This is a genomic window from Nitrosomonas sp. GH22 (genome assembly GCF_009833115.1).
Taxonomy (GTDB): Bacteria; Pseudomonadota; Gammaproteobacteria; order Burkholderiales; family Nitrosomonadaceae; genus Nitrosomonas; species Nitrosomonas eutropha.
Window position 1 is genome coordinate 206826 of the sequence record NZ_QRCA01000009.1, and the last position, 21336, is coordinate 228161.

Genomic DNA, 21336 nt, shown 5'->3' on the forward strand with positions numbered 1-21336 from the left:
GTTTAGATACATCGATACTGCTAAGGATTGGTAGTCTCATATAAAACAAGCTCCGTAAAATATACAACTTAGAGTGCTTTATGCAAAATCAAAAAATACGTATACGTTTAAAAGCTTTCGACTATCGCCTAATAGATAAGTCAGCTGTTGAAATAGTAGAAACAGCAAAGCGGACAGGAGCTGTGGTTAAGGGGCCAGTGCCACTGCCGACGCGTATTGAACGATTTGATGTACTGCGATCACCGCACGTAAATAAAACTTCGCGCGATCAGTTTGAGATTAGAACGCATTTGAGGCTAATGGATATTATTGATCCTACAGATAAAACAGTAGATGCACTGATGAAGCTTGATTTGCCTGCTGGTGTTGATGTTGAAATCAAGCTGTAGTTTATTTTATTAGCTATAGAAGGCAAAAACTCAAAGTAGAGGAAGCAAATGAAATTAGGGCTTATCGGTAAAAAAGTAGGAATGACTAGAATCTTTACCGAGTCTGGAAGTAGCGTGCCTGTCACCGTTCTTGATGTTTCGAAAAATCGTGTGGTGCAGATTAAAACAGCTGAAAGGGATGGCTATTCAGCAATTCAGTTGACGCAAGGATATCGACGGAAAAATAGAATAACAAAGGCACTATCTGGTCATTTTGCACGGGCTGGTGTAGAGGCAGGAAAAGTAATAAAAGAATTTAGAATAGAGCAGCAAGCTATCAATAGCGACCTAAAATTAGGTTCTGAAATAAACGTCGAAATTTTCCTGACAGGGTCAAAAGTAGATGTAAGTGGGGTGTCTATAGGTAAGGGGTATGCCGGTACTATAAAGCGTCATAATTTTTCTTCGAGTAGAGCCAGTCATGGTAATTCAAGATCACATAATGTTCCGGGTTCGATTGGTATGGCGCAAGATCCAGGTCGGGTTTTCCCCGGGAAGAAAATGACAGGTCGGTTGGGGGGTGTAAATAGCACAATCCAGAATATTGAAGTTGTACGTGTTGATACTGTTCGTGGTCTGATTTTTTTGAAGGGATCGGTTCCGGGTTCAAAAGGCAACGGAGTTTTTATACGCCCAAGTGTGAAACACGCAAATAAACAATAACTGATAAGTATAAGCAAATGGTTAAAATTCCTTGTAGAAGCGAAAATGGACAAGTTGTTAATATTGAAGTATCAGATTCTGTTTTTGACAGGGTATATAACGAGGCATTGGTTCATCAAATAGTGACATCGTATTTGGCGAATGCCAGAAGCGGTACTCGAGCCCAAAAGGGGCGATCTGAAGTTGCTGGTTCTACGCGCAAACAATGGAGACAGAAAGGAACCGGAAGAGCAAGAGTTGGTGCAGCATCGAATCCATTGTGGAGGGGAGGTGGGAAAATATTTCCCAATAAGCCAACAGAAAACTTTACCAAAAAAATAAATCGCAAAATGTATCGTGCGGGGATGTGTACGATATTTTCCCAACTATTAAGAAATAGTAAATTAGTAGCGATAAGTGAATTTCGGGTCGCGACTACAAAAACAAAATTTTTTTTGCAGAAATTAAAAAATTATCAACTTGAAAATGTAATGATTATTACTGATGAAGTAGATGAGAATTTATATCTGGCTTCCAGAAATGTACCGAATGTAAAAGTAGTCGAGATTGACTTAATAGACCCTGTAAGCTTATTGTCTTATGATAACGTTGTTATTACTCGCGAAGCAGTAAATAAAATTGAAAGCGTATTGCAATGAAAATTATCAATATAGGCAGTGAAAGAGCACTGGAAGTAATAAAAGCTCCACAAATTTCCGAGAAGGCAACTTTTTTAGCTGAGAAAGTTAGGCAAATCATATTTTATGTTTCACGCGATGCTAATAAAGCTGAAATTAAATTAGCTATTGAGCAGATTTGGAAATCACAGAATATTAAAGTAAAGAGCGTACAAATAATAAATGTAAAGGGAAAGAAAAAAAGATTTGGCCGATATATAGGGCAAAAATCAGATTGGAAAAAAGCATTTGTTAGTCTAAGAGATGACCGCGAGATAGATTTTACTGATGTAAGGTTATTTGAGGATAAATAATGACACTTAAAAAATCAAAACCTACCTCTCCAGGTCAAAGAGCAGTGGTTAGATCTGTAAACAGTTTTTTATATAAGGGAAATTCATATTCCGCATTAACTGAGAAAAAGAAAAAAAATTCAGGCAGGAATAATTCTGGAAAGATAACAGTACGACATATTGGTGGGGGACATAAACATCATTATCGGATTGTCGATTTTTGCAGAAATAAAGATGATATTCCTGCAAAGGTTGAGCGCATTGAATATGATCCTAACAGAAGTGCGTATTTAGCATTACTTTGCTATGCGGATGGAGAAAGGAAATATATTATTGCAGCAAAGGATATAGAGGTGGGCTCGTACGTGGTCAATGGATCAGGTTCTCCAGTTAAAACTGGTAATGCATTGCCTATCCGTAACATTCCGGTTGGAAGTGTGATTCATTGTATCGAGCTAAAGCCTGGTAAGGGAGCGCAATTAGCACGTTCTGCTGGATCCTCTGCTCAGCTTATGGCGCGCGAAGGTGACTATTCTCAGATTAGATTGAGATCGGGTGAGATCAGGAAGATACATATAAATTGTAGAGCAACAATTGGAGAGGTTGGTAATTCCGAGCATAATTTGCAATCAATAGGTAAGGCTGGGGCTGTAAGATGGAGAGGAATTCGTCCAACAGTTCGAGGTGTGGCGATGAATCCTGTTGATCATCCTCATGGTGGTGGAGAAGGTAAAACTGCCGCTGGAAGGCACCCTGTAAGTCCTTGGGGCACGCCTTCAAAAGGATCCCGGACAAGAAGAAACAAGAGGACAGTCAATATGATTGTTCGAAGCAGATATTCTAAGAAAGGTTAAAAGTATGAGCCGATCTATTTCAAAAGGTCCTTTTGTTGATTTACATCTCATCAATAAAGTTATAGCTGTTCGTAAAAATAATGATAAAAGGCCTATAAAAACTTGGTCACGGAGATCAACCATTCTCCCGGATTTTATTGGATTAACTATTTCTGTCCACAATGGAAGGCAGCATATTCCCATTTTTATAACAGAAAACATGGTTGGTCATAAACTTGGTGAGTTTTCTCATACTAGAACGTTTAAAGGCCATGCTGGTGATAAGAAGGCAGCAGGTTCTAAGCGATAGGATTATATATGGAAACATCTGTAGTTTTACGTAGCGTAAGATTATCCGCTCAAAAAGGGCGGTTAGTGGTAAATCAAATTCGAGGATTGCAGGTTGATCAGGCTATTAAGCTCTTGACATTCAGTCCAAAGAAGGGGGCGGTAATTATTTTAAAGTTACTTGAGTCAGCAGTAGCAAATGCGGAGCACAATGAAGGTGCTGATATTGACGAATTAAAAGTAGCTCGAGTTTTTATAGGGCAAGGATCTTCACTAAAACGTGTTAGTCCGCGCGCAAAAGGGAGAGGAAATCGTATATCAAAACCAACATGTAATATTTTCTTGACCGTCTGCAATAGATAGAAATTTATTAAGTAAACATGAAAAAAGGTAAATAATTCATGGGTCAAAAAATTAATCCGACAGGATTTAGACTTTCAGTTCTGAAGAACTGGTCTTCTCGTTGGTATGCAAACACAAAGAAATTTTCAGTTTTTTTAAATGAAGATATTAATGTGCGGCAGTATCTTCAAAAAAGATTAGCGCATGCTTCTGTAGGAAGTATCATTATTGAAAGACCATCAAGAAATGCAAAAATCACAATACATACGTCAAGACCAGGTGTTGTAATTGGTAAAAAAGGCGAAGATATTGAGATTCTTCGTAAAAATGTTGAGAAACTTATGAATGTTCCCGTGCACATCAATATAGAGGAAATACGTAAGCCTGAGATTGATGCGCAACTTATTGCGGCTAGTATTACTCAACAGCTTGAAAAAAGAATAATGTTTAGAAGAGCTATGAAAAGGGCGATACAAAACGCTATGAGATTAGGAGCTCAGGGGATTAAGATAATGAGTTCTGGAAGGTTGAATGGTATAGAAATAGCACGAACTGAATGGTATCGAGAGGGAAGAGTGCCTCTTCATACATTAAGAGCCGAAGTTGATTACGGAACTTCAGAAGCTAAAACAACTTATGGTGTGATTGGCGTTAAAGTTTGGGTTTTTAAAGGGGAACAGCTTAGTGTGAGGGATCGTCAAAACTAAGCAAAAGCTTAATCTCTCTGAGAGACAGCTCAGATTAAGTTTGTGACTATATTTTAAAGTAGCTCGAAAGCAAGGGATTTAGTAATGTTACAACCAGCCAGAACCAAGTTTCGTAAGCAGCATAAAGGTCGCAATACTGGTATGGCAACCAGAGGCGCAAAGGTTAGTTTTGGGGAGTTTGGGCTTAAAGCTATAGGCCGTGGAAGATTAACCTCAAGACAAATTGAAGCGGCTCGACGTGCAATGACGAGACATATCAAGCGTGGTGGACGTATTTGGATAAGAATTTTTCCAGATAAGCCTGTTTCGCGAAAACCTGCTGAAGTTAGAATGGGAAAGGGCAAGGGGAATCCAGAGTACTATGTTGCAGAGATTCAGCCAGGAAAAGTGCTTTATGAAATGGATGGAGTTGATGAACTGCTTGCACGTGAGGCTTTTAGATTGGCTGCTGCAAAGCTACCAATGCAGACGGTATTTGTGATAAGGCATTTAGGGAGTTAATTTCTTAATGAAAGTAATAGAATTAAAGGGAAAAGGATTGCCAGATTTGGAAAAAGAGCTTTTATCGTTAAGAAGAATCCAATTTGGTTTGAGATTCCAGTTGAAGACGCAACAGCTTACAGATACGTCTCAAGTTAAAAAAGTGCGTAGAGATATAGCGCGTATTAAAACCATTATTCGAGAAAAAGAGGATGGCGATGAATTTAGACAATCAAAGTAAATATCTGATTGGACAAATTATAAGTGATAAGAGAGATAAAACAGTAACTGTAAGAATTGACAGAAAAGTAAAACACCCTCTTTATGGAAAAATTATCACTCGTTCAAAAAAATATCATGCTCACGATGAGCATAATCAATATAAAGTGGGCGATGTGGTGGCTATAAGTGAAGCACGCCCTATATCAAAAACCAAATCTTGGCGAGTAATCAAGGTAGTAAAGATTAATTGAATATAACCCTCGATTGAAAAGTGTTATTTATATCCTACCGTACAAAATTTAGAATCAATCTTAACAGGAAGTATAAATATGATTCAGATGCAGTCTTTACTAAAAGTAGCTGATAATACGGGGGCTCGCACTGTAATGTGTATCAAGGTTCTCGGAGGATCAAAGCGAAGATTTGCTGGAATCGGAGATGTTATTAAAGTTGCTGTAAAAGATGCCGCGCCTCGTGGTCGTATCAAAAAAGGAGAGGTTTATAACGCGGTTATTGTACGAACGGCAAAGGGAATTCGCAGATCTGATGGCTCTTTGGTGAAGTTCGATACGAATGCCGCGGTAATTTTGAATAATAAATTAGAGCCTATAGGTACTAGAATTTTTGGTCCGGTAACACGTGAGCTTCGTACAGCAAAGTTCATGAAAATAGTGTCTCTAGCTCCCGAAGTAATTTAAAGTAAAGAGCTTATGGCCATGAAAAAAATCAGGAAGGGTGACAACGTAATTATATTATCAGGTAAAGATAAGGGTAAGCAATCAACGGTAATTAAGTTTGAAGGTGTAGAAAAAGTAATAGTTAGAGATGTAAATAGAGTTAAATCGCATGTTAAGCCTAATCCAAGTAAAAATATTGTTGGTGGGATTATTGAAATAGAAAAACCAATTCATGTTTCTAATATTGCAATTTTTAATTCTGACAAAAATAAGGCGGATAGAGTCGGTTTTAGGTTTAATGAATCAGGTAATAAAGTACGCTACTTTAAATCTGATGGCACTCTAATAGATTTGTAAGGATAGAAGAATAAAATGGCTCGATTATTTGATTATTATAAAAATATAGTTATAAAGGAACTAATACAGCAGTTTAATTATAAAACTGTGATGCAGGTTCCTAAAATAACAAAGATAACTCTAAATATGGGTGTTGGTGAGGCGGCTGTTGATAAAAAAATAATGGAAAATGCCGTCAGTGATCTGGAAAAGATCTCGGCACAAAAACCCATAATTACGAAAGCGAAGAAATCTATTGCAACTTTTAAAATAAGGCAAGGTTATCCGGTTGGTTGCATGGTAACTTTGCGTGGAATAAAGATGTACGAATTTTTGGATCGTCTTGTAAGTATTGCTATCCCTCGTATACGTGATTTTAGAGGAATAGGAGGAAAAGGTTTTGATGGCCGTGGTAATTTTAATATGGGAATTAAAGAGCAGATTATATTTCCTGAAATAGATTACGATAAGATTGATAAATTGCGTGGTTTGAATATAACGATGACCACAACGGCCAAAACTGATATAGAAGCTAAGGCTTTGCTTTCTGCTTTTAAATTTCCATTTAAAAATTAAAGGAAGGAATAATGTGGCTAAGAAGTCAATAGTAAATCGTAATATAAAGAGGATGGAAATAGTAAATAAATATGCGACACGTCGTTCAGAATTAATTGCTGTCTTAAAAGATACCAAATCAGATATTGAACAAAAGTCAACAGCGCGTAATTTACTTCAAGGACTCCCTAGAAACTCTAGTCCCGTTAGGCTGCGTCAGAGGTGTATCTTGACTGGAAGGCCAAGAGGAGTATATAAAAAATTTGGTTTGGGAAGAATTAAGCTGCGTGAAATAGCGATGCGTGGTGAAATTCCAGGTGTTATTAAAGCAAGTTGGTAAAGTTAAGCTTTGACTTTGAAGAAAATTGTGATAAAAAAGTTATTTCTGGAACAAAATATAATTTGGTGTATATATGTGCATGACTGATCCAATAGCTGATATGCTTACGCGCATAAGAAATGCGCAGGCTGCAGAAAAAAAAGAAGTAAAGATCCCTTCATCAAAGTTAAAAAAAGCAATTCTAAAAATACTAAAAGATGAAGGATATATTGAGAGCTATCAAGAGATAGTCAGTGATGGAAAGTTATATGTAGATATATGTTTGAAATATTTTAACGGCGGACCAGTTATTACTTCACTTACCAGGATAAGTAAGCCAGGATTAAGAAGGTATTCATCACGAAATAATCTGCCGAAGGTGATGCATGGTTTGGGTATAGCTATTGTATCAACCTCTAAGGGTGTTATGACCGAGCGTTCGGCAAGAGCTGGAGGAGTTGGTGGTGAGTTATTGTGCATAGTTGCGTGAGGTAATTTAATAATGTCTTTCTACACAACAACAAAACCAATCGAGATACCAAAATTAGTGGAAGTCCAGTTGACAGAATTGGGTATAGCTATAAAAGGGCCTTTGGGAAGTTTATTTCAATTAATTGATGTTCATAATACTAAAATTGAAATGAGCTCAAATTATTTAACTATTCAAGCCTTAAACTCTTCAAAACAAGCAAGATCTATAGTGGGAACGATTAATGCCTTGATATCAAATATGATTAGAGGTGTGACAAATGGATTTGAGAAAAAACTTCTCATTGTAGGAGTTGGGTATAAGGCACAAGTTTCTGGCAATATTTTAAATTTGAATCTCGGCTTTTCTCATCCTATATCTTATTCCGTTCCAGAAGATATTAAGGTGGAAACGCCAAATCCAACTGAAATCCTAATCAAAGGTATCGACAAACAAAAAGTTGGTCAGGTTGCTGCGGATGTTAGATCTTATCGGCGTCCTGAACCATATAAGGGAAAGGGAATTCGATATTTTGATGAGAAAGTTATAATTAAAGAAACTAAGAAAAAGTAATAGTGATATAAGGATAAGATAATGTTGCTAAATACGATCAAACAGGCTCGCTTAAGGCGTGCTAAAGCAACTAGAATTAAAATTAGCAATTCAAAGCGTTTTAGGCTGTTGGTTCATAAGAGTAATAATCATATTTATGCGCAGATTTTGGATCCTTCATCAAATAATGTGGTTGTTAGCGCTTCGACAGTTGAGGCGGAGGTAAAAAAACAATATCCAAACGGTGGGACGGTGGAAGCTGCTAGGTATATTGGTCAATTAGTGGCTAAGAAATCTCTTGATTCACAGATTAGTGAAATAGCTTTTGATAGATCTGGATTTAAGTATCATGGCCGAATAAAGGCTCTTGCTGATGCAGCTAGATCAGCAGGGATGAAGTTTTAAAATAAAGGTAATTGCGGTGGCTAAAACAACGAGATCTACAGGTACAAAAACTCAAGACGAAATAAAGGCTGATGGATTGAAAGAAAAAATGATTTCTGTCAATCGTGTTACCAAAGTTGTAAAAGGTGGTAGAATTCTTGGTTTTGCTGCTTTAACAGTGGTTGGTGATGGGAAAGGTAGTATCGGCATGGGTAAGGGGAAATCTAGGGAGGTTCCTTTAGCCGTGCAGAAGGCTATGGATGAGGCTCGTCGTGGAATGATTAAGATTAACTTGATAAATGGTACGCTTCATCATCCCATAATTGGTCGACATGGTGCAGCCAGAGTGTATATGCAGCCAGCTTCAGAAGGGACAGGAATTATCGCTGGTGGTCCTATGCGTGCTATTTTTGAAGTGATGGGTGTACATAATATTTTAGCTAAGTGTTTGGGTTCTACAAATCCGTATAATATAGTGCGAGCTACTCTGAATGGCTTAGATAAAATCCAAACACCCGCAATGATTGCCGCTAAAAGAGGTAAAAGCATAGACGAAATTACTGGGGCCTGATTTAAATGGAAAAATTAAAATCTGTAAAAATAACCTTGGTAAAAAGTTTAATTGGTACAAAAAAGAGACATAGATTGATAATACAAGGTATGGGATTAAGGAAGATTAACCGTACAGTTTTTTTGCCGGATTTACCTTCGACTAGAGGTATGATTAATAAAACAGCATATCTATTGAAAGTAGAGGAATAAAGGTGAGACTTAATACTATAAAGCCTGGTATGGGTTCTACAAAACCCAGAAGAAGAGTGGGGCGTGGGATTGGTTCCGGGTTAGGTAAAACATGCGGCAGAGGGCACAAGGGACAGAAATCGCGGGCAGGTGGTTTTCATAAGATTGGCTTTGAAGGGGGGCAGATGCCATTGCAACGCAGATTGCCTAAGAGAGGTTTTGTGGTCTATGGGAAGAAACAAATACAAGAGATTAAACTATCTAGTTTGTTGTTAATTGATCGGAATGAGTTTGATACATCTGTATTGCATGAATTCAACCTTATAAAGTCTATTAATTACCCTGTAAAAATTATTGCAGATACTCAGGCTTGTACACGAGCTATAAGGCTAAAAGATTTAAGAGTAACTCGAGGTGTCAAAGATATAGTAGAGCACGCGGGTGGTCAGGTTGAGTTAACTATAGAAGATGTAAATGGTATCTAAATCAAAAGCTGCTTTGTCTGATAGATTCTATGATTTAAAAAAGCGATTGTGGTTTTTGCTGCTTGCTTTGATTGTGTATCGCATTGGTACACATGTTCCCGTTCCTGGAATTGATTCGGTTGTATTAAAAGATCTTTTTAACTCCCAGGAAGGTGGAATACTGGGAATGTTTAATATGTTTTCGGGGGGGGCTCTTTCAAGATTTTCCATATTTGCACTTGGAATTATGCCCTATATATCGGCATCCATTATTATGCAACTTGGAACAGTAGCTGTTCCGTATTTGGAATCTTTGAAAAAGGAAGGTGAATCAGGCAGGAAAAAGATAACGCAATACACTCGTTACGGTACGCTGCTACTTTCTACATTACAAAGCTATGGAATTTCCTTTGCCTTGCAATCACAGCCTGGCTTAGTGGTGGAACCAGGAATGCATTTTATATTTACAACAATCATTACGCTTGTAACTGGATCCATATTCCTCATGTGGCTTGGAGAGCAAATCACAGAGCGCGGAATTGGGAACGGAATTTCTTTGATAATTTTTGCTGGAATAGCAGCTGGATTTCCAAGTGCTGTTGGGGGGACTCTTGAGCTGGTAAATACGGGCGCAATGCATTTCTTTACTGCCTTATTTATTTTTATTGCAGCTATAGCTATTACAGCACTGGTTGTTTTTATAGAGCGTGGTCAACGGAAAATATTGGTAAACTACGCAAAAAGGCAGGTAGGTAAGCAGATGATGGGTGGCCAATCATCTCATTTGCCTCTAAAGTTAAATATGTCTGGAGTTATACCTCCAATATTTGCTTCCAGTATTATTTTATTTCCCGCAACTTTAGCTGGTTGGTTTTCTGATAGTCTGTCTCTAAATTGGTTAAAAGATTTTAGTAATACGTTGGCACCTGGACAGCCTATTTATGTTGCTTTATATGCTGCATTGATCATATTTTTTTGTTTTTTCTATACCGCACTTGTATTTAATCCGAAGGAAACGGCAGATAATCTGAAAAAAAGTGGGGCTTTTATACCTGGAATACGTCCAGGTGACCAAACTACGAAATACATAGAGCGTATTATGTTGAGGTTAACATTAATTGGTTCAATTTATGTCACGCTAGTTTGTCTGTTACCTGAGTTTATGATTTTAAAATGGAATGTTCCATTTTATTTTGGAGGAACTTCGCTGCTAATAATTGTCGTGGTTACCATGGATTTTATGGCTCAAGTTCAGTCTCATGTGATGTCAGGTCAATATGAGAGTCTGTTGAAGAAAGCTAACTTCAAAACCAGTGGTAACTTTTTACGATAGTTGGGTTGTGATGGCAAAAGAAGAAACTATACAAATGCAAGGAGAGGTTATTGAAACACTTCCAAATGCAACGTTCAGAATAAAATTAGAGAATGGCCATATTGTACTAGGCCACATTTCTGGAAAGATGAGAATGAATTATATTCGTATTTTGCCTGGTGACAAGGTTACAGTTGATCTAACACCCTACGATTTAACTAGGGCACGGATAACTTTTCGCACCAAGTAGTTACTGTAATTATTACATTACATAAATATTATCGTGAGTTTATTATGAAAGTTAGAGCATCAATTAAAAAGATATGTAGAAATTGTAAAATAATTAAACGTTATGGGGTTATTCGTGTTATTTGTGTCGATGCCAGGCATAAACAACGCCAAGGTTAATTATCGTTTTTAATATATAGGGTAAAAAATGGCTCGTATAGCAGGCGTCAACTTACCTAGCAATAAGCACGTTAACATAGCTTTGACGGCGATTTATGGTATAGGAAATTCGACAGCACGTAAAATTTGTACGGATTTGGATATTCCACCGTTTATTAAACTTAAAGAGTTAACGGATGGTAAGTTAGAAGAATTGAGAAATTCTATTGCTAAGCTGCTGGTTGAGGGAGATTTACGCAGAGAAGTCTCTATGAATATTAAAAGGTTGATTGATCTTGGTAGTTATCGTGGATTGCGACATCGTAGGGGTTTGCCAGTAAGGGGCCAACGAACGAAAACTAATGCGAGGACAAGAAAAGGTCCACGTAAAGCTATACGTGCTAGATAATTCTTTTACCAATTTAATTTAAAAGTAGATCAGGAATTAATGATAAAACCTCCATTAAAAAGCCGTAAGAAAATTAAGAAAAATATTATTGAAGGAGTTGCACATATACATGCATCTTTTAACAATACAATTGTGACGATATCTGATCGACAAGGAAATGCTTTGTCTTGGGCTACATCGGGAGGAGTCGGTTTCAAAGGATCGCGTAAAAGTACCCCTTTTGCGGCACAGGTTGCTGCAGAACATGCGGGCAGAGCTGCGTTGGAGTATGGCGTTAAAAATTTAGAGATTAGAGTTAAAGGACCCGGACCTGGCCGTGATTCGGCTGTAAGAGCGCTTAATGCTACAGGTTTTAAAATTACAAGTATTACTGATGTGACACCTGTGCCTCATAATGGGTGTAGGCCGCCCAAGAAGCGTCGTATCTAAGAAGGAGAAAATCTGTGGCCAGAAATATAAACCCAAAGTGTCGTCAATGTCGTCGGGAGGGAGAAAAATTATTCCTGAAAGGTGACAAGTGTTTTAGTGATAAATGTCCAATAGAGCGTAGAAATTATCCACCTGGACAACATGGACAGAGAAAAACAAGACTATCCGATTATGCTGTGCAGCTAAGAGAAAAGCAAAAAATTAGAAGAATCTACGGCTTGCTGGAAAATCAGTTTCGTAATGTATACAAACAAGCCGATAGACAAAAGGGTATTACAGGTGAGAATTTACTTAAGCTTTTAGAAAGCCGTTTGGATAATGTTGCATATAATATGGGATTTGGGGCATCAAGAGCTGAAGCACGACAAATAATTAGACACGATTGCATTCTTTTAAATGGTAAAAAAGCTAATATACCCTCACAATTAATAGGGCCAGGCGATCAAATAGAGGTGGCTGAGCATGCAAAGAGTTATTTGAGGATCAAATCTTCAATTGAATTAGCCAAGCGTCGTAGTATTCCATCCTGGCTGGAGGTTGATTTTGATAACCTTAAAGGCCTTTATAAGAATAAACCTGATCGCAGTGATTTATCTTCAACTATTAATGAATCTCTTGTAGTTGAGCTTTATTCAAAGTAATCGGCATTTTTTATATTGGCACCTATATGTCATCGAATAGTTTTCTTACACCTAGGATTATAGAGGTACATAATCTCTCGCCTTTACGCGCTAAAGTTGTAATGGAGCCTTTTGAACGAGGTTTTGGTTACACTTTAGGTAATGCATTACGTCGCGTTTTATTATCTTCCATTCCTGGTTGTGCTCCTACTAAAATTAGTATTAGCGGAGTGGTTCATGAATATTCAACGATAGATGGCTTACAGGAAGATATCGTTGATCTGATATTGAACTTGAAGGGAGTTGTACTAAAACTTCATAGCAAGAACTCTACTGTTCTTTCTTTAAAGAAAGATACGGAAGGTATTGTCACGGCTGGAGATATTGAATCTTCTCATGATGTTGAGATAGTCAACCCAGAACATGTGATTGCTCATATTACTAGCGGTGGCCGTATTGAGGCGCAAATAACTGTAGAAAAAGGAAGAGGATATTTACCTTCTGTTAATCGCAGTCGAGAAGATAAAAGTTTATCTTCTATCGGTGATATACTGCTGGATGCTTCATTTAGCCCGGTTAGACGTGTCAGTTACACGATAGAAAATGCACGTGTGGAGCAAAGAACAGATCTTGATAAGCTGATTATTGATATTGAAACAAATGGTTCTGTTGATCCGGAAGAAGCTATTCGTTATGCAGCAAGGGTATTGGTTGAACAGTTTTCTTTTTTTGCAGATCTAGAGAGTACTCCATTGCCTACTGAGCAACCGAGAGCTCCTGCAATTGATCCTATTTTGTTGCGGCCAGTTGATGATTTAGAGCTTACCGTCCGCTCCGCGAATTGTTTGAAAGTTGAGAATATATTTTATATTGGAGACTTAATACAACGAACAGAAGCTGAGCTTCTTCGTACACCTAATTTAGGTAGAAAATCATTAAACGAAATTAAAGAAGTGCTAGCTTCACGTGATTTATCGCTAGGTATGAAATTAGAGAATTGGCCGCCAGCTAACTTAGAAAATTATGTAAAGGAACCGGGACATGCGTCATCGTAATGGATTGCGAAAATTAAACCGAACCTCTAGTCATCGTTTGGCTATGTTCAGGAACTTAACTAATTCTTTGCTTGAACATGAAATTATAAAAACCACACTCCCTAAAGCTAAAGAGCTTCGTCGTGTAGTAGAACCGGTAATTACTTTAGGTAAAAATCCAACCTTAGCTAGCAAACGATTGGCATTTGATAGATTAAGAAATAGAGAAAATGTTGTTAAAATCTTTTCTGAATTGGGACCGCGATATCAGAATCGAAACGGAGGTTATTTAAGAATTCTTAAATGTGGGTTCAGGAAGGGAGATAATGCTCCAATGGCTATCGTGGAGCTATTGGATAGATCTGAAGCTAATAATGATATTGTGAATATTGCTGAGTAATTAATCGTTGATTTAATAGTTCTGTTTTTGAAGCTGTAGATTTTATCTATTTTTTCATATTTAAAACATAACTATTTAGCTACATCACTCCATTTCAATATTTCCAGGTAAATAATTGATTGGAGTGATTTTAATTTGTCCCTTCTAAATATATTTCGCATTAGCCTGACAATTTTATTATTTCACGAAGCCGCAGTAACTCAGTTGGTAGAGTAGCTGATTCGTAATCAGCAAGTCGGAGGTTCGACTCCTCTCTGCGGCACCATGATTCTGTTAGTTGATTTTTAACTGATTGAAATTAGCATAAAAAGCTATTGGGATCATGATCTCCTTATTTTATTATATTCTGACTTGATTTTCAGCTTGCGTTTTTCTTTGGGATCTGAGATTAAAGGTCTGTAAATTTCAATGCGATCGTTTTGCTGGAGCACAGTTTCTGAGCAGGCCACTTTTCCATAAATCCCTATTTTAAGAGTTGAGCAATCGATCTCAGGATAGAACTCTTTCATTTCTGCAAGTTTAATTGCTTGATTAATTAAAGTTCCTTTTGGAACTTGAAGTCGTTTGATAAAATGTCGTTCGGTCAGTGCAGCGACTATCTCTATGATAATAAAATCCTTCCTAAATACTGGGTCCATAAATCTCTTCCGCTCGTTCCACGAAAGCTTCTACAAAACTATTGGCTATTATGTAAAATACTGGACCGATCAGCTTTTCTAAAAGTTTGTGAGAAAATGTGTAATGTAATTTAAATTCAATTTTACAAGCAGTATCTGTTAAAGGAATGAAGCGCCAGTAGCCATTAAGCTTTTCAAAAGGCCCTTCAAGCAGTTCCATTTCTATCAAGTCGGGTGGGTGGCGTTTGTTTTTCGTAGTAAAGCTATGTTTTACAAGATGGTAGTCGATATTTATTGTTGCGTGTGCTGTTTCGTTGTCCTCCATGAGTTTCATTGATGCCCCCGAGCACCAGGGTAGAAAGTCGGGATAGTTCTCCACGGTATCTACTAAATGAAACATTTGGGCAGATGAATACCCCACCAATACAGTTTTTTCTATTTCAGTCATAATGTTGTATTCTCATAGTCTGGGTGTAAAGATACAGAAAACTGATACACTAATGCGCTAATCAAATATTTTTATATGCATATATTTTCTTCCAGCTGTTTTGAATGAGCATTGCACAAAACAAAAAGGCTTTCCACGATTATTTCATTGAAGAAAAATATGAAGCCGGCATTGTGCTGGAAGGATGGGAGGTTAAGGCAATTCGTGCCGGTCGGGTTCAGTTGAAAGAAGCTTACATAGTTATCCGCAGGGGTGAGTTATTTCTTATAGGATGTCATATTAGTCCGCTGCCGACAGCATCGACACATGTTAATCCTGACCCCGTAAAAACACGCAAACTGTTGTTGCATGCTTTCCAGATCAAAGAACTCATCGGCAAAGTAGAGCGTGCGGGCTATACTCTGGTTCCCTTAGATATGCATTATAAAGCAGGTAAAATCAAACTGGAAATTGGCCTTGCCAAGGGAAAAAAGCAATACGATAAACGTGAAAGTGAGAAACGTAAAGAATGGGAACGTGATAAGCAGCGCTTGTTGCGTATGCGCCATTCCTGATTAATATTTATGCAAACAAATTCATCTAACTCCGTTCCTTCGGCAATTTCTGATAAATATACTCAAAATCATATGCCTATTGCTATCTGGTTGCTGATTTGCTGTGCGTTGGTGTTTGCCATGATTGTTGTGGGTGGAGTAACGCGTCTGACAGGTTCCGGGCTATCGATCGTTGAATGGAAGCCAATAGTTGGAACGATTCCACCTATTGGCCAGGAAGATTGGGAAGTATTGCTGGAGAAGTACCGTCAGATACCTCAATACGAACAAGTTAATAAAGGTATGACGCTGGATGAATTCAAGGGAATATTCTGGTGGGAATATTTTCATCGTTTGCTTGGTCGCCTGATTGGTCTGGTTTATTTCATACCATTTGTCTATTTCATGGTGCGCAAACGGATTGATCGTTTACTTGGTTTAAAGCTGCTGGGTATATTCGCGCTTGGTGCTTTGCAAGGGTTAATGGGCTGGTATATGGTTATGAGTGGACTGGCAGATAATGTTTATGTCAGTCAGTATCGGCTGACTGCACACCTTGGTCTCGCTTTTGTTATTTATGCTGCTATGTTCTGGGTGGCTACCGGATTGATTTCTCCCTTAAATACTCATTTGTCAGACCCGGTATCCGTACATAAACTTAAAAAGTTTGCCTGGATGCTGACTGGACTGATATTCGTTATGGTATTGTCCGGAGGATTGGTAGCGGGTATTCATGCCGGGAGGGCGTATAACACATTTCCCTTGATGGACGGCTTTCTGATTCCTCCCGCTATGTTTGTGCTGGAACCTTGGTATCGAAACTTTTTTGATAACATCACTACAGTACAATTTGACCACCGCTTGATTGCCTGGTTGCTTATTTTTTCTATACCATGGTTCTGGTTCAAGGCAAAACAGTTATCATTGTCTTATTCTGGTCGCTTGGCTTGTCATCTCCTGCTGTTGATGTTGCTCATTCAAGCAGGGCTTGGGATTACGACGTTATTATTGTCGGTTCCCCTGATGTTTGCTGCAGCACACCAGGCTGGTGCTGTGCTGTTATTCACTGCTGCATTGTGGGTTTGTCGTAAGCTATCCTGACGGTAAATATGTGTTTTTTCTAATGGTGATACGCCTCTTTTTAGTAGATGAAACCTTGGGAAAGAATCAATAACCGGTACAAGAGAATATGCTGATGGAAGGATCAATACCGGGGTTTGGGCGTCGTATACTGGCGCTGGCTTACGAATTTTTGTTGCTGCTGGGTGTATGGTTTATCGCGGCCTTCCTGTTCCACCTCGTTTTTCGGGATACATCAGCTGAATACTTTAGGCCCTTGTTTCAGTTTTATCTATTGTGTATTGGTGGTATCTATTTCATCTGGTTCTGGACCCATGGTGGCCAAACGCTGGCCATGCAAACCTGGAAGTTACGACTTGTTTCTGAGAATGGTGGAAAAGTTACTATGCAACAGGCGATGGTGCGCTACCTCATGGCTGTAATAGGCATTAGTTTTCTGGGATTTGGATTGCTGTGGGCTTTATTTAATCGTGACCGGCAATTTCTGCATGATAAGCTGGCAGGTACGCGGATCATAAGACTCAGTTAAACCGGAAAAGCTACGGTGGATCTTAAGGGAGATTTTATAATCCGGCCACGGTATTCTTATTTCTGTAAGGTTTCTGATGGCAGTTGCTTGCTTTGCAGTTACGGCGTTGTTCTATTTTTTTATTATGTAGTCTGAAACATACTGTATTCAGGTGCTATCTTAAGGTAGAATGAGCGCATGGCGGGCCTCCCCGCATTGTAAGATAGTGAATCTGGTCAGATCCGGAAGGAAGCAGCCACAGCTATTTTTTACGAGTGCCGGGGGTTCGGCTCGCCACCTGTCTTTATACAGATTGCAGAGTCTGTTTCTTTGCAGCTTCATAATAAATCCGGGTTGTAATAATCTCTTCTCGATAAAAAACCTTGACGGATTCTCAGGCACTTGCCCGCAAATGGCGCCCCAAAGACTTCACGGGGCTGGTTGGACAAGAACACGTTGTAAGAGCACTGGTCAACTCAATGGAGCAGAACCGGTTGCACCACGCATACTTGTTTACGGGTACGCGCGGGGTTGGCAAGACAACGGTAGCCAGAATCTTGGCAAAGGCCCTGAATTGTGAACAGGGAGTTACTGCCACACCTTGCGGCAAGTGTGCGGCTTGCCTGGCAATTGATCAAGGAAATTTTGTTGATCTGATTGAGCTGGATGCAGCATCCAATACACAAGTGGATGCCATGCGTGAGCTACTGGATAACGCACAATATGCACCAGTTACGGCACGGTACAAAGTCTATCTGATCGATGAAGTGCATATGCTTTCCAAGTCAGCATTTAACGCAATGCTCAAAACCTTGGAAGAACCGCCAGAGCATGTCAAATTCATTCTTGCCACCACCGATCCTCAAAAAATACCTGTTACTGTATTATCTCGTTGTCTGCAGTTCAATTTGAAGCAGATACCTCCTTCTCTGATCGTGACGCGTCTGTCCGAGATTCTCTCCATGGAGAGAATTGTGGCGGATGCGACTGCCTTGAAGTTGCTGGCAAAAGCTGCGAAAGGAAGTTTGCGTGATGCTCTGAGCCTGCTAGATCAGGCCATTGCACTCGGTAACGCCACAGTGGATGAAAAAAATACTCGTGTGATGCTGGGAGCGCTGGATCAGGATCATTTGTTCGCATTACTGGAAGCACTGGCGGAGCAGGATGGAGCGGCATTGTTAGCTATTGCTGATCAGCTAGAAGCGGCGAGTGTATCATTTGATTCTGCCTTGCAGGATCTGGCAGCATTGCTACACCGGTTGGCAATAGTTCAGACCGTTCCACAGATGCTTGATGAAGAACAGCCGGAGAGTGACAGGTTGCTCGCCTTGGTAAAATGTTTCACGCCCGAGGATATTCAACTGTTTTATCAGATTGCATTGCACGGGCGTGCTGATCTTGGTCAGGCTCCGGATGAGTACAGTGGTTTTACCATGACATTAATGCGGATGCTGGCCTTTATGCCTCATTCTCAACAATCCAGTCATCCGGTGCACGCAAGTACCAATGCCAATATCACTCGGAAAATTAAATCTGAGCTGCCTGCAGATTCCAGGAAGCAGGAAAAATCAATAGAGAACGATTCTCCGAATGACGCCTGGCTTGCGCTGGTAAACCAATTGGAATTGAGTGGGATGACACGGATGCTGGCACAGTACAGTGAAGCAAAACACTTCTCTGCAAACAGAATAGAATTGTGTGTGGCAGAAATGCACAAACATCTGCTGGAAAAATCCTATCAGGACAAGTTGAAATTTCAACTGGAGTCTCATTTTGGGAAACCCGTTGAAGTGATTTTTTCGCTGGGGAGTATTACTGGTGTTACTCCAGCTATATTACAGGATCGCGATAAGCTCGCAAAGCAATCCCAGGCAGTTGAGGCGATTAAATCGGATCCTTATGTTCAGGAACTGATCGAACAATTTGACGCAAAATTGAATATTTATTCCATTAAACCAATTAATTAACGGAGATTGTAAATTGATGAAAGCCAATTTGGGCAATCTGATGAAGCAGGCCCAGCAAATGCAGGAAAACATGAAGGCTATGCAAGAAAAGCTGGCAACGATTGAGGTTGAGGGCCAGGCAGGAGCAGGTATGGTTAAAGTGATCATGACTTGTCGCCATGATGTAAAGCGGATCAATATCGATAGCAGCCTGATCGGAGATGATAAGGAAATGCTCGAAGATCTGGTGGCAGCTGCGATGAATGATGCCGTACGTCGGGTAGAAGCTGCAACACAGGAACATATGGCGAGTGTAACCAGTGGCCTGGGATTGCCGGCAGGAATGAAATTTCCTTTCTAAATTGTTTGGCTGCGTGTTTTTGACAGACCGACTACAACACAGGACTTATATTCATGTCGGTTAATCGGCTAAAGAATCAAAAGCCCAGGCGCACGCACAGATCACCTCCTGCCTCGAAGAACCTCAGCGCTGCACCTCCTGCCGAAACTGACAGGTTACAGAAGTTGCTGGCACGCAATGGCTTGGGTTCCCGACGGGAAATTGAAGCCATGATTGCAGCCGGTCGTGTGAGTATCAATAATACGACGGCAAAACTCGGCGATCGAGCTGGGCTCGGGGATAAGATACGGATTGATGGAAGAATTATCCGACTTAGCATGCCTGCACTTTTGCCACGGATTATCATTTACCACAAGCCGGAGGGGGAAATTGTCAGTGCGCGTGATCCACAGGGGCGGCCATCGGTATTCGATAAATTGCCGCACATTCAGTCTTCCAAATGGATAGCAATAGGCAGGCTGGATTTTAATACCAGCGGGTTGCTTATTTTTACAACCGACGGCGCCTTGGCCAATCGCCTAATGCATCCGCGTTACCAGATGGAACGGGAGTACGCAGTTCGCATTGTTGGGGAGCTGTCCCCGGAACAAATTACTCATTTGACTACTGGTATTGAACTGGAAGATGGTTCAGCAAAATTTGATCAGTTGCTTGATGAAGGTGGGCTGGGAACGAATCACTGGTATCGCATCGTACTGAAAGAAGGTAGAAACCGTGAGGTTCGCCGAATGTTCGAAGCGCTGGGGATAACAGTCAGCCGCCTGATGCGTGTCAGGTTTGGCCCCGTTAATCTCCCGCCCAGACTTAAGCGCGGTATGTGGCTGGAGCTGGTCGATACAGAAGTCGAACGATTACTGGCGCTGATCAGTTAGCTCGCTTCCAGACAAATTCCTTTCTACGCTTACAAGTCGCATCGTCTCACCATTAGAAGAAACTGATCTCCTGCACTGGCTTCCAACCAGGTACAGGACAGCTGGGGAAATGCTTGCTCGATTTCGGCTTGATTGTGGCCGATTTCCATGATCAGCAAGCCGTTTTCGGTCAGATGGTCGGCTGCTTCTCTGAGAATTCGGTGAACAATATCCAGCCCATCAAGTCCGCCTGCCAGGGCGATAGCGGGTTCGTGGCGATATTCTTCAGGGAGCATTGCCATGGATACAGCATTGACATAGGGAGGATTACTGATGATTAGATCGTATCTTTTACCTTGCAGCCTGGTGAAAAGATCCGCATGGATCAGGTTGATCCGGTTCATCAGATCATAATTTCTGATATTTATGGATGCCACGTCCAGTGCATCGGAAGAAATATCCACAGCATCGATTTGTGCCTGCTCAAAGGCGTGTGCCAGTAAAATGGCGAGACAGCCGGAGCCAGTGCATAAATCAAGTGCTGAATTGATGTCATGTGGATCTATTACCCAGGGAGACAGGCGATCATGTAGCAATTCAGCAATAAATGAACGCGGTATGATGACACGTTCATCAACATAGAAATTAAAATCACCCAGCCAGGCTTCGTGCGTCAGATAGGCAACCGGTATTTTTTCCCTGGCACGTCGTTCAATGATACGGAGAACCTGATCACGCTCATTGTATGTAAGCATGGCATCCATAAAAAGATCCAGCTGATCAGCGTTCAGATACAGTGCGTGCATAATCAGAAGCGCTGCTTCATCATAAGCAGTCGGCAGACCGTGTCCCAGGAAAAGATCGGATCGGTTGAAATAGCTTACTGCAAAACGCAACAAATCACGCAAGGTGCGCAATTCTTCCCCTGCCTGGAGGATGGTAGTGTTATTGGGCTGTCTGGTATAAGTCATGATTCAATCCGAGTTTCTCCG

Annotated in this window: 37 protein-coding genes, 1 tRNA gene, 1 other RNA gene and 1 pseudogene; 37 read left to right on the plus strand and 3 right to left on the minus strand. The window is 40.1% G+C overall.

The window, feature by feature from the left end:
- The first annotated feature begins 80 nt into the window (after window positions 1-80).
- The 30 genes and pseudogenes from rpsJ to ABF86_RS02980 all read left to right on the plus strand — a co-directional run bounded on the left by rpsJ (window position 81) and on the right by ABF86_RS02980 (window position 14265).
- Complete coding sequence (gene rpsJ / locus ABF86_RS02835; protein WP_011633672.1) at window positions 81-389, plus strand: 30S ribosomal protein S10; 309 nt, start codon at window positions 81-83, stop codon at window positions 387-389.
- 48 nt (window positions 390-437) lie between these two features.
- Window positions 438-1091: a 50S ribosomal protein L3 gene (rplC, locus tag ABF86_RS02840; RefSeq protein ID WP_011633673.1), complete on the plus strand. Its 654-nt coding sequence runs from the start codon at window positions 438-440 to the stop codon at window positions 1089-1091.
- A 17-nt stretch (window positions 1092-1108) separates the two neighbouring features.
- Window positions 1109-1729, plus strand: coding sequence for a 50S ribosomal protein L4 (gene rplD, locus ABF86_RS02845; RefSeq protein ID WP_074684870.1), 621 nt, complete (start codon window positions 1109-1111; stop codon window positions 1727-1729).
- The gene (gene rplW / locus ABF86_RS02850; protein WP_074455451.1) at window positions 1726-2061 is read left to right on the plus strand and encodes a 50S ribosomal protein L23; all 336 of its coding nucleotides are present in this window, start codon (window positions 1726-1728) and stop codon (window positions 2059-2061) included. Before rplD ends, rplW begins: the two co-directional genes overlap by 4 nt.
- Window positions 2061-2894, plus strand: a complete 834-nt coding sequence (rplB, locus tag ABF86_RS02855; RefSeq protein ID WP_011633676.1) for a 50S ribosomal protein L2 — start codon at window positions 2061-2063, stop codon at window positions 2892-2894. Before rplW ends, rplB begins: the two co-directional genes overlap by 1 nt.
- A gap of 4 nt (window positions 2895-2898) precedes the next feature.
- Window positions 2899-3183, plus strand: a complete 285-nt coding sequence (gene rpsS, locus ABF86_RS02860; RefSeq protein ID WP_074455452.1) for a 30S ribosomal protein S19 — start codon at window positions 2899-2901, stop codon at window positions 3181-3183.
- An 8-nt stretch (window positions 3184-3191) separates the two neighbouring features.
- Entirely contained in the window at window positions 3192-3524 is a 333-nt protein-coding gene (gene rplV, locus ABF86_RS02865) for a 50S ribosomal protein L22 (protein ID WP_011633678.1), read from the plus strand.
- A gap of 38 nt (window positions 3525-3562) precedes the next feature.
- A pseudogene (gene rpsC / locus ABF86_RS02870) lies at window positions 3563-4180 on the plus strand (30S ribosomal protein S3); the annotation flags it as partial.
- A 114-nt stretch (window positions 4181-4294) separates the two neighbouring features.
- A complete protein-coding gene (gene rplP / locus ABF86_RS02875; RefSeq protein ID WP_011633680.1) occupies window positions 4295-4711 on the plus strand; it encodes a 50S ribosomal protein L16 in 417 nt (138 codons plus the stop codon).
- Between the two features lie 7 nt (window positions 4712-4718).
- A complete protein-coding gene (gene rpmC / locus ABF86_RS02880) occupies window positions 4719-4931 on the plus strand; it encodes a 50S ribosomal protein L29 (RefSeq protein WP_041353422.1) in 213 nt (70 codons plus the stop codon).
- Window positions 4909-5163, plus strand: a complete 255-nt coding sequence (gene rpsQ, locus ABF86_RS02885; RefSeq protein WP_011633681.1) for a 30S ribosomal protein S17 — start codon at window positions 4909-4911, stop codon at window positions 5161-5163. The genes rpmC and rpsQ overlap by 23 nt, the downstream gene beginning before the upstream one ends.
- A gap of 78 nt (window positions 5164-5241) precedes the next feature.
- A complete protein-coding gene (gene rplN / locus ABF86_RS02890) occupies window positions 5242-5610 on the plus strand; it encodes a 50S ribosomal protein L14 (RefSeq protein WP_011633682.1) in 369 nt (122 codons plus the stop codon).
- Between the two features lie 18 nt (window positions 5611-5628).
- Entirely contained in the window at window positions 5629-5946 is a 318-nt protein-coding gene (gene rplX, locus ABF86_RS02895; RefSeq protein WP_074455512.1) for a 50S ribosomal protein L24, read from the plus strand.
- A 15-nt stretch (window positions 5947-5961) separates the two neighbouring features.
- A complete protein-coding gene (gene rplE / locus ABF86_RS02900; protein ID WP_074455453.1) occupies window positions 5962-6501 on the plus strand; it encodes a 50S ribosomal protein L5 in 540 nt (179 codons plus the stop codon).
- A gap of 13 nt (window positions 6502-6514) precedes the next feature.
- Window positions 6515-6820 (plus strand): 30S ribosomal protein S14, encoded by a 306-nt coding sequence (rpsN, locus tag ABF86_RS02905; protein WP_011633685.1) that lies wholly within the window; start codon window positions 6515-6517, stop codon window positions 6818-6820.
- Between the two features lie 73 nt (window positions 6821-6893).
- A complete protein-coding gene (rpsH, locus tag ABF86_RS02910; RefSeq protein WP_074455454.1) occupies window positions 6894-7289 on the plus strand; it encodes a 30S ribosomal protein S8 in 396 nt (131 codons plus the stop codon).
- A gap of 12 nt (window positions 7290-7301) precedes the next feature.
- Window positions 7302-7841: a 50S ribosomal protein L6 gene (rplF, locus tag ABF86_RS02915; protein ID WP_011633687.1), complete on the plus strand. Its 540-nt coding sequence runs from the start codon at window positions 7302-7304 to the stop codon at window positions 7839-7841.
- Window positions 7842-7862: 21 nt separating this feature from the next.
- Window positions 7863-8225: a 50S ribosomal protein L18 gene (rplR, locus tag ABF86_RS02920; RefSeq protein WP_011633688.1), complete on the plus strand. Its 363-nt coding sequence runs from the start codon at window positions 7863-7865 to the stop codon at window positions 8223-8225.
- 16 nt (window positions 8226-8241) lie between these two features.
- On the plus strand, window positions 8242-8775 hold the full coding sequence (rpsE, locus tag ABF86_RS02925; RefSeq protein WP_176752563.1) for a 30S ribosomal protein S5: 534 nt from the start codon (window positions 8242-8244) through the stop codon (window positions 8773-8775).
- 5 nt (window positions 8776-8780) lie between these two features.
- Window positions 8781-8966: a 50S ribosomal protein L30 gene (gene rpmD / locus ABF86_RS02930; RefSeq protein WP_074684871.1), complete on the plus strand. Its 186-nt coding sequence runs from the start codon at window positions 8781-8783 to the stop codon at window positions 8964-8966.
- Window positions 8967-8968: 2 nt separating this feature from the next.
- The gene (gene rplO, locus ABF86_RS02935; protein WP_074455456.1) at window positions 8969-9430 is read left to right on the plus strand and encodes a 50S ribosomal protein L15; all 462 of its coding nucleotides are present in this window, start codon (window positions 8969-8971) and stop codon (window positions 9428-9430) included.
- Window positions 9420-10742, plus strand: coding sequence for a preprotein translocase subunit SecY (secY, locus tag ABF86_RS02940; RefSeq protein ID WP_011633692.1), 1323 nt, complete (start codon window positions 9420-9422; stop codon window positions 10740-10742). Before rplO ends, secY begins: the two co-directional genes overlap by 11 nt.
- Window positions 10743-10752: 10 nt before the next feature.
- Window positions 10753-10971 (plus strand): translation initiation factor IF-1, encoded by a 219-nt coding sequence (gene infA, locus ABF86_RS02945; RefSeq protein ID WP_011111057.1) that lies wholly within the window; start codon window positions 10753-10755, stop codon window positions 10969-10971.
- Between the two features lie 44 nt (window positions 10972-11015).
- Window positions 11016-11129, plus strand: coding sequence for a 50S ribosomal protein L36 (gene rpmJ, locus ABF86_RS02950; protein WP_074455458.1), 114 nt, complete (start codon window positions 11016-11018; stop codon window positions 11127-11129).
- Between the two features lie 28 nt (window positions 11130-11157).
- Window positions 11158-11517 (plus strand): 30S ribosomal protein S13, encoded by a 360-nt coding sequence (gene rpsM / locus ABF86_RS02955; RefSeq protein ID WP_011633693.1) that lies wholly within the window; start codon window positions 11158-11160, stop codon window positions 11515-11517.
- Between the two features lie 39 nt (window positions 11518-11556).
- A complete protein-coding gene (rpsK, locus tag ABF86_RS02960) occupies window positions 11557-11946 on the plus strand; it encodes a 30S ribosomal protein S11 (RefSeq protein WP_011633694.1) in 390 nt (129 codons plus the stop codon).
- Window positions 11947-11960: 14 nt separating this feature from the next.
- Window positions 11961-12587 carry a 30S ribosomal protein S4 gene (gene rpsD, locus ABF86_RS02965; RefSeq protein WP_074455459.1) on the plus strand — a complete coding sequence of 209 codons (627 nt, stop codon included), beginning with the start codon at window positions 11961-11963 and terminating at the stop codon, window positions 12585-12587.
- A gap of 26 nt (window positions 12588-12613) precedes the next feature.
- Window positions 12614-13621 (plus strand): DNA-directed RNA polymerase subunit alpha, encoded by a 1008-nt coding sequence (rpoA, locus tag ABF86_RS02970; RefSeq protein ID WP_074455460.1) that lies wholly within the window; start codon window positions 12614-12616, stop codon window positions 13619-13621.
- The gene (rplQ, locus tag ABF86_RS02975; protein ID WP_011633697.1) at window positions 13608-14000 is read left to right on the plus strand and encodes a 50S ribosomal protein L17; all 393 of its coding nucleotides are present in this window, start codon (window positions 13608-13610) and stop codon (window positions 13998-14000) included. The genes rpoA and rplQ overlap by 14 nt, the downstream gene beginning before the upstream one ends.
- 189 nt (window positions 14001-14189) lie before the next feature.
- A tRNA-Thr gene (locus tag ABF86_RS02980) sits at window positions 14190-14265 on the plus strand.
- A 55-nt stretch (window positions 14266-14320) separates the two neighbouring features.
- Here the strand turns inward: ABF86_RS02980 and ABF86_RS02985 are convergent.
- Both ABF86_RS02985 and ABF86_RS02990 read right to left on the minus strand, forming a co-directional pair.
- A complete protein-coding gene (locus tag ABF86_RS02985; RefSeq protein WP_011633698.1) occupies window positions 14321-14638 on the minus strand; it encodes an RnfH family protein in 318 nt (105 codons plus the stop codon).
- Window positions 14622-15065: a type II toxin-antitoxin system RatA family toxin gene (locus ABF86_RS02990; RefSeq protein ID WP_011633699.1), complete on the minus strand. Its 444-nt coding sequence runs from the start codon at window positions 15063-15065 to the stop codon at window positions 14622-14624. The genes ABF86_RS02985 and ABF86_RS02990 overlap by 17 nt, the downstream gene beginning before the upstream one ends.
- A gap of 104 nt (window positions 15066-15169) precedes the next feature.
- Here ABF86_RS02990 and smpB point away from each other — a divergent pair, with 104 nt between their 5' ends.
- From smpB to rluB, 7 genes are all read left to right on the plus strand, one after another.
- Window positions 15170-15619 carry an SsrA-binding protein SmpB gene (gene smpB, locus ABF86_RS02995; RefSeq protein ID WP_011633700.1) on the plus strand — a complete coding sequence of 150 codons (450 nt, stop codon included), beginning with the start codon at window positions 15170-15172 and terminating at the stop codon, window positions 15617-15619.
- A gap of 9 nt (window positions 15620-15628) precedes the next feature.
- Window positions 15629-16699, plus strand: coding sequence for a COX15/CtaA family protein (locus tag ABF86_RS03000; RefSeq protein ID WP_074684872.1), 1071 nt, complete (start codon window positions 15629-15631; stop codon window positions 16697-16699).
- A gap of 94 nt (window positions 16700-16793) precedes the next feature.
- The gene (locus ABF86_RS03005; RefSeq protein WP_041353681.1) at window positions 16794-17207 is read left to right on the plus strand and encodes an RDD family protein; all 414 of its coding nucleotides are present in this window, start codon (window positions 16794-16796) and stop codon (window positions 17205-17207) included.
- A gap of 179 nt (window positions 17208-17386) precedes the next feature.
- An RNA gene (gene ffs, locus ABF86_RS03010) (signal recognition particle sRNA small type) lies at window positions 17387-17485 on the plus strand.
- Window positions 17486-17569: 84 nt separating this feature from the next.
- Window positions 17570-19153: a DNA polymerase III subunit gamma/tau gene (gene dnaX / locus ABF86_RS03015; RefSeq protein WP_011633703.1), complete on the plus strand. Its 1584-nt coding sequence runs from the start codon at window positions 17570-17572 to the stop codon at window positions 19151-19153.
- 16 nt (window positions 19154-19169) lie between these two features.
- Window positions 19170-19493: a YbaB/EbfC family nucleoid-associated protein gene (locus ABF86_RS03020; RefSeq protein WP_011633704.1), complete on the plus strand. Its 324-nt coding sequence runs from the start codon at window positions 19170-19172 to the stop codon at window positions 19491-19493.
- A gap of 53 nt (window positions 19494-19546) precedes the next feature.
- Window positions 19547-20365: a 23S rRNA pseudouridine(2605) synthase RluB gene (rluB, locus tag ABF86_RS03025; protein WP_074684873.1), complete on the plus strand. Its 819-nt coding sequence runs from the start codon at window positions 19547-19549 to the stop codon at window positions 20363-20365.
- Between the two features lie 29 nt (window positions 20366-20394).
- On the opposite strand, the gene prmB is transcribed toward rluB, so the two are convergent.
- Window positions 20395-21315: a 50S ribosomal protein L3 N(5)-glutamine methyltransferase gene (gene prmB / locus ABF86_RS03030; protein WP_011633706.1), complete on the minus strand. Its 921-nt coding sequence runs from the start codon at window positions 21313-21315 to the stop codon at window positions 20395-20397.
- Window positions 21316-21336 lie beyond the last annotated feature (21 nt).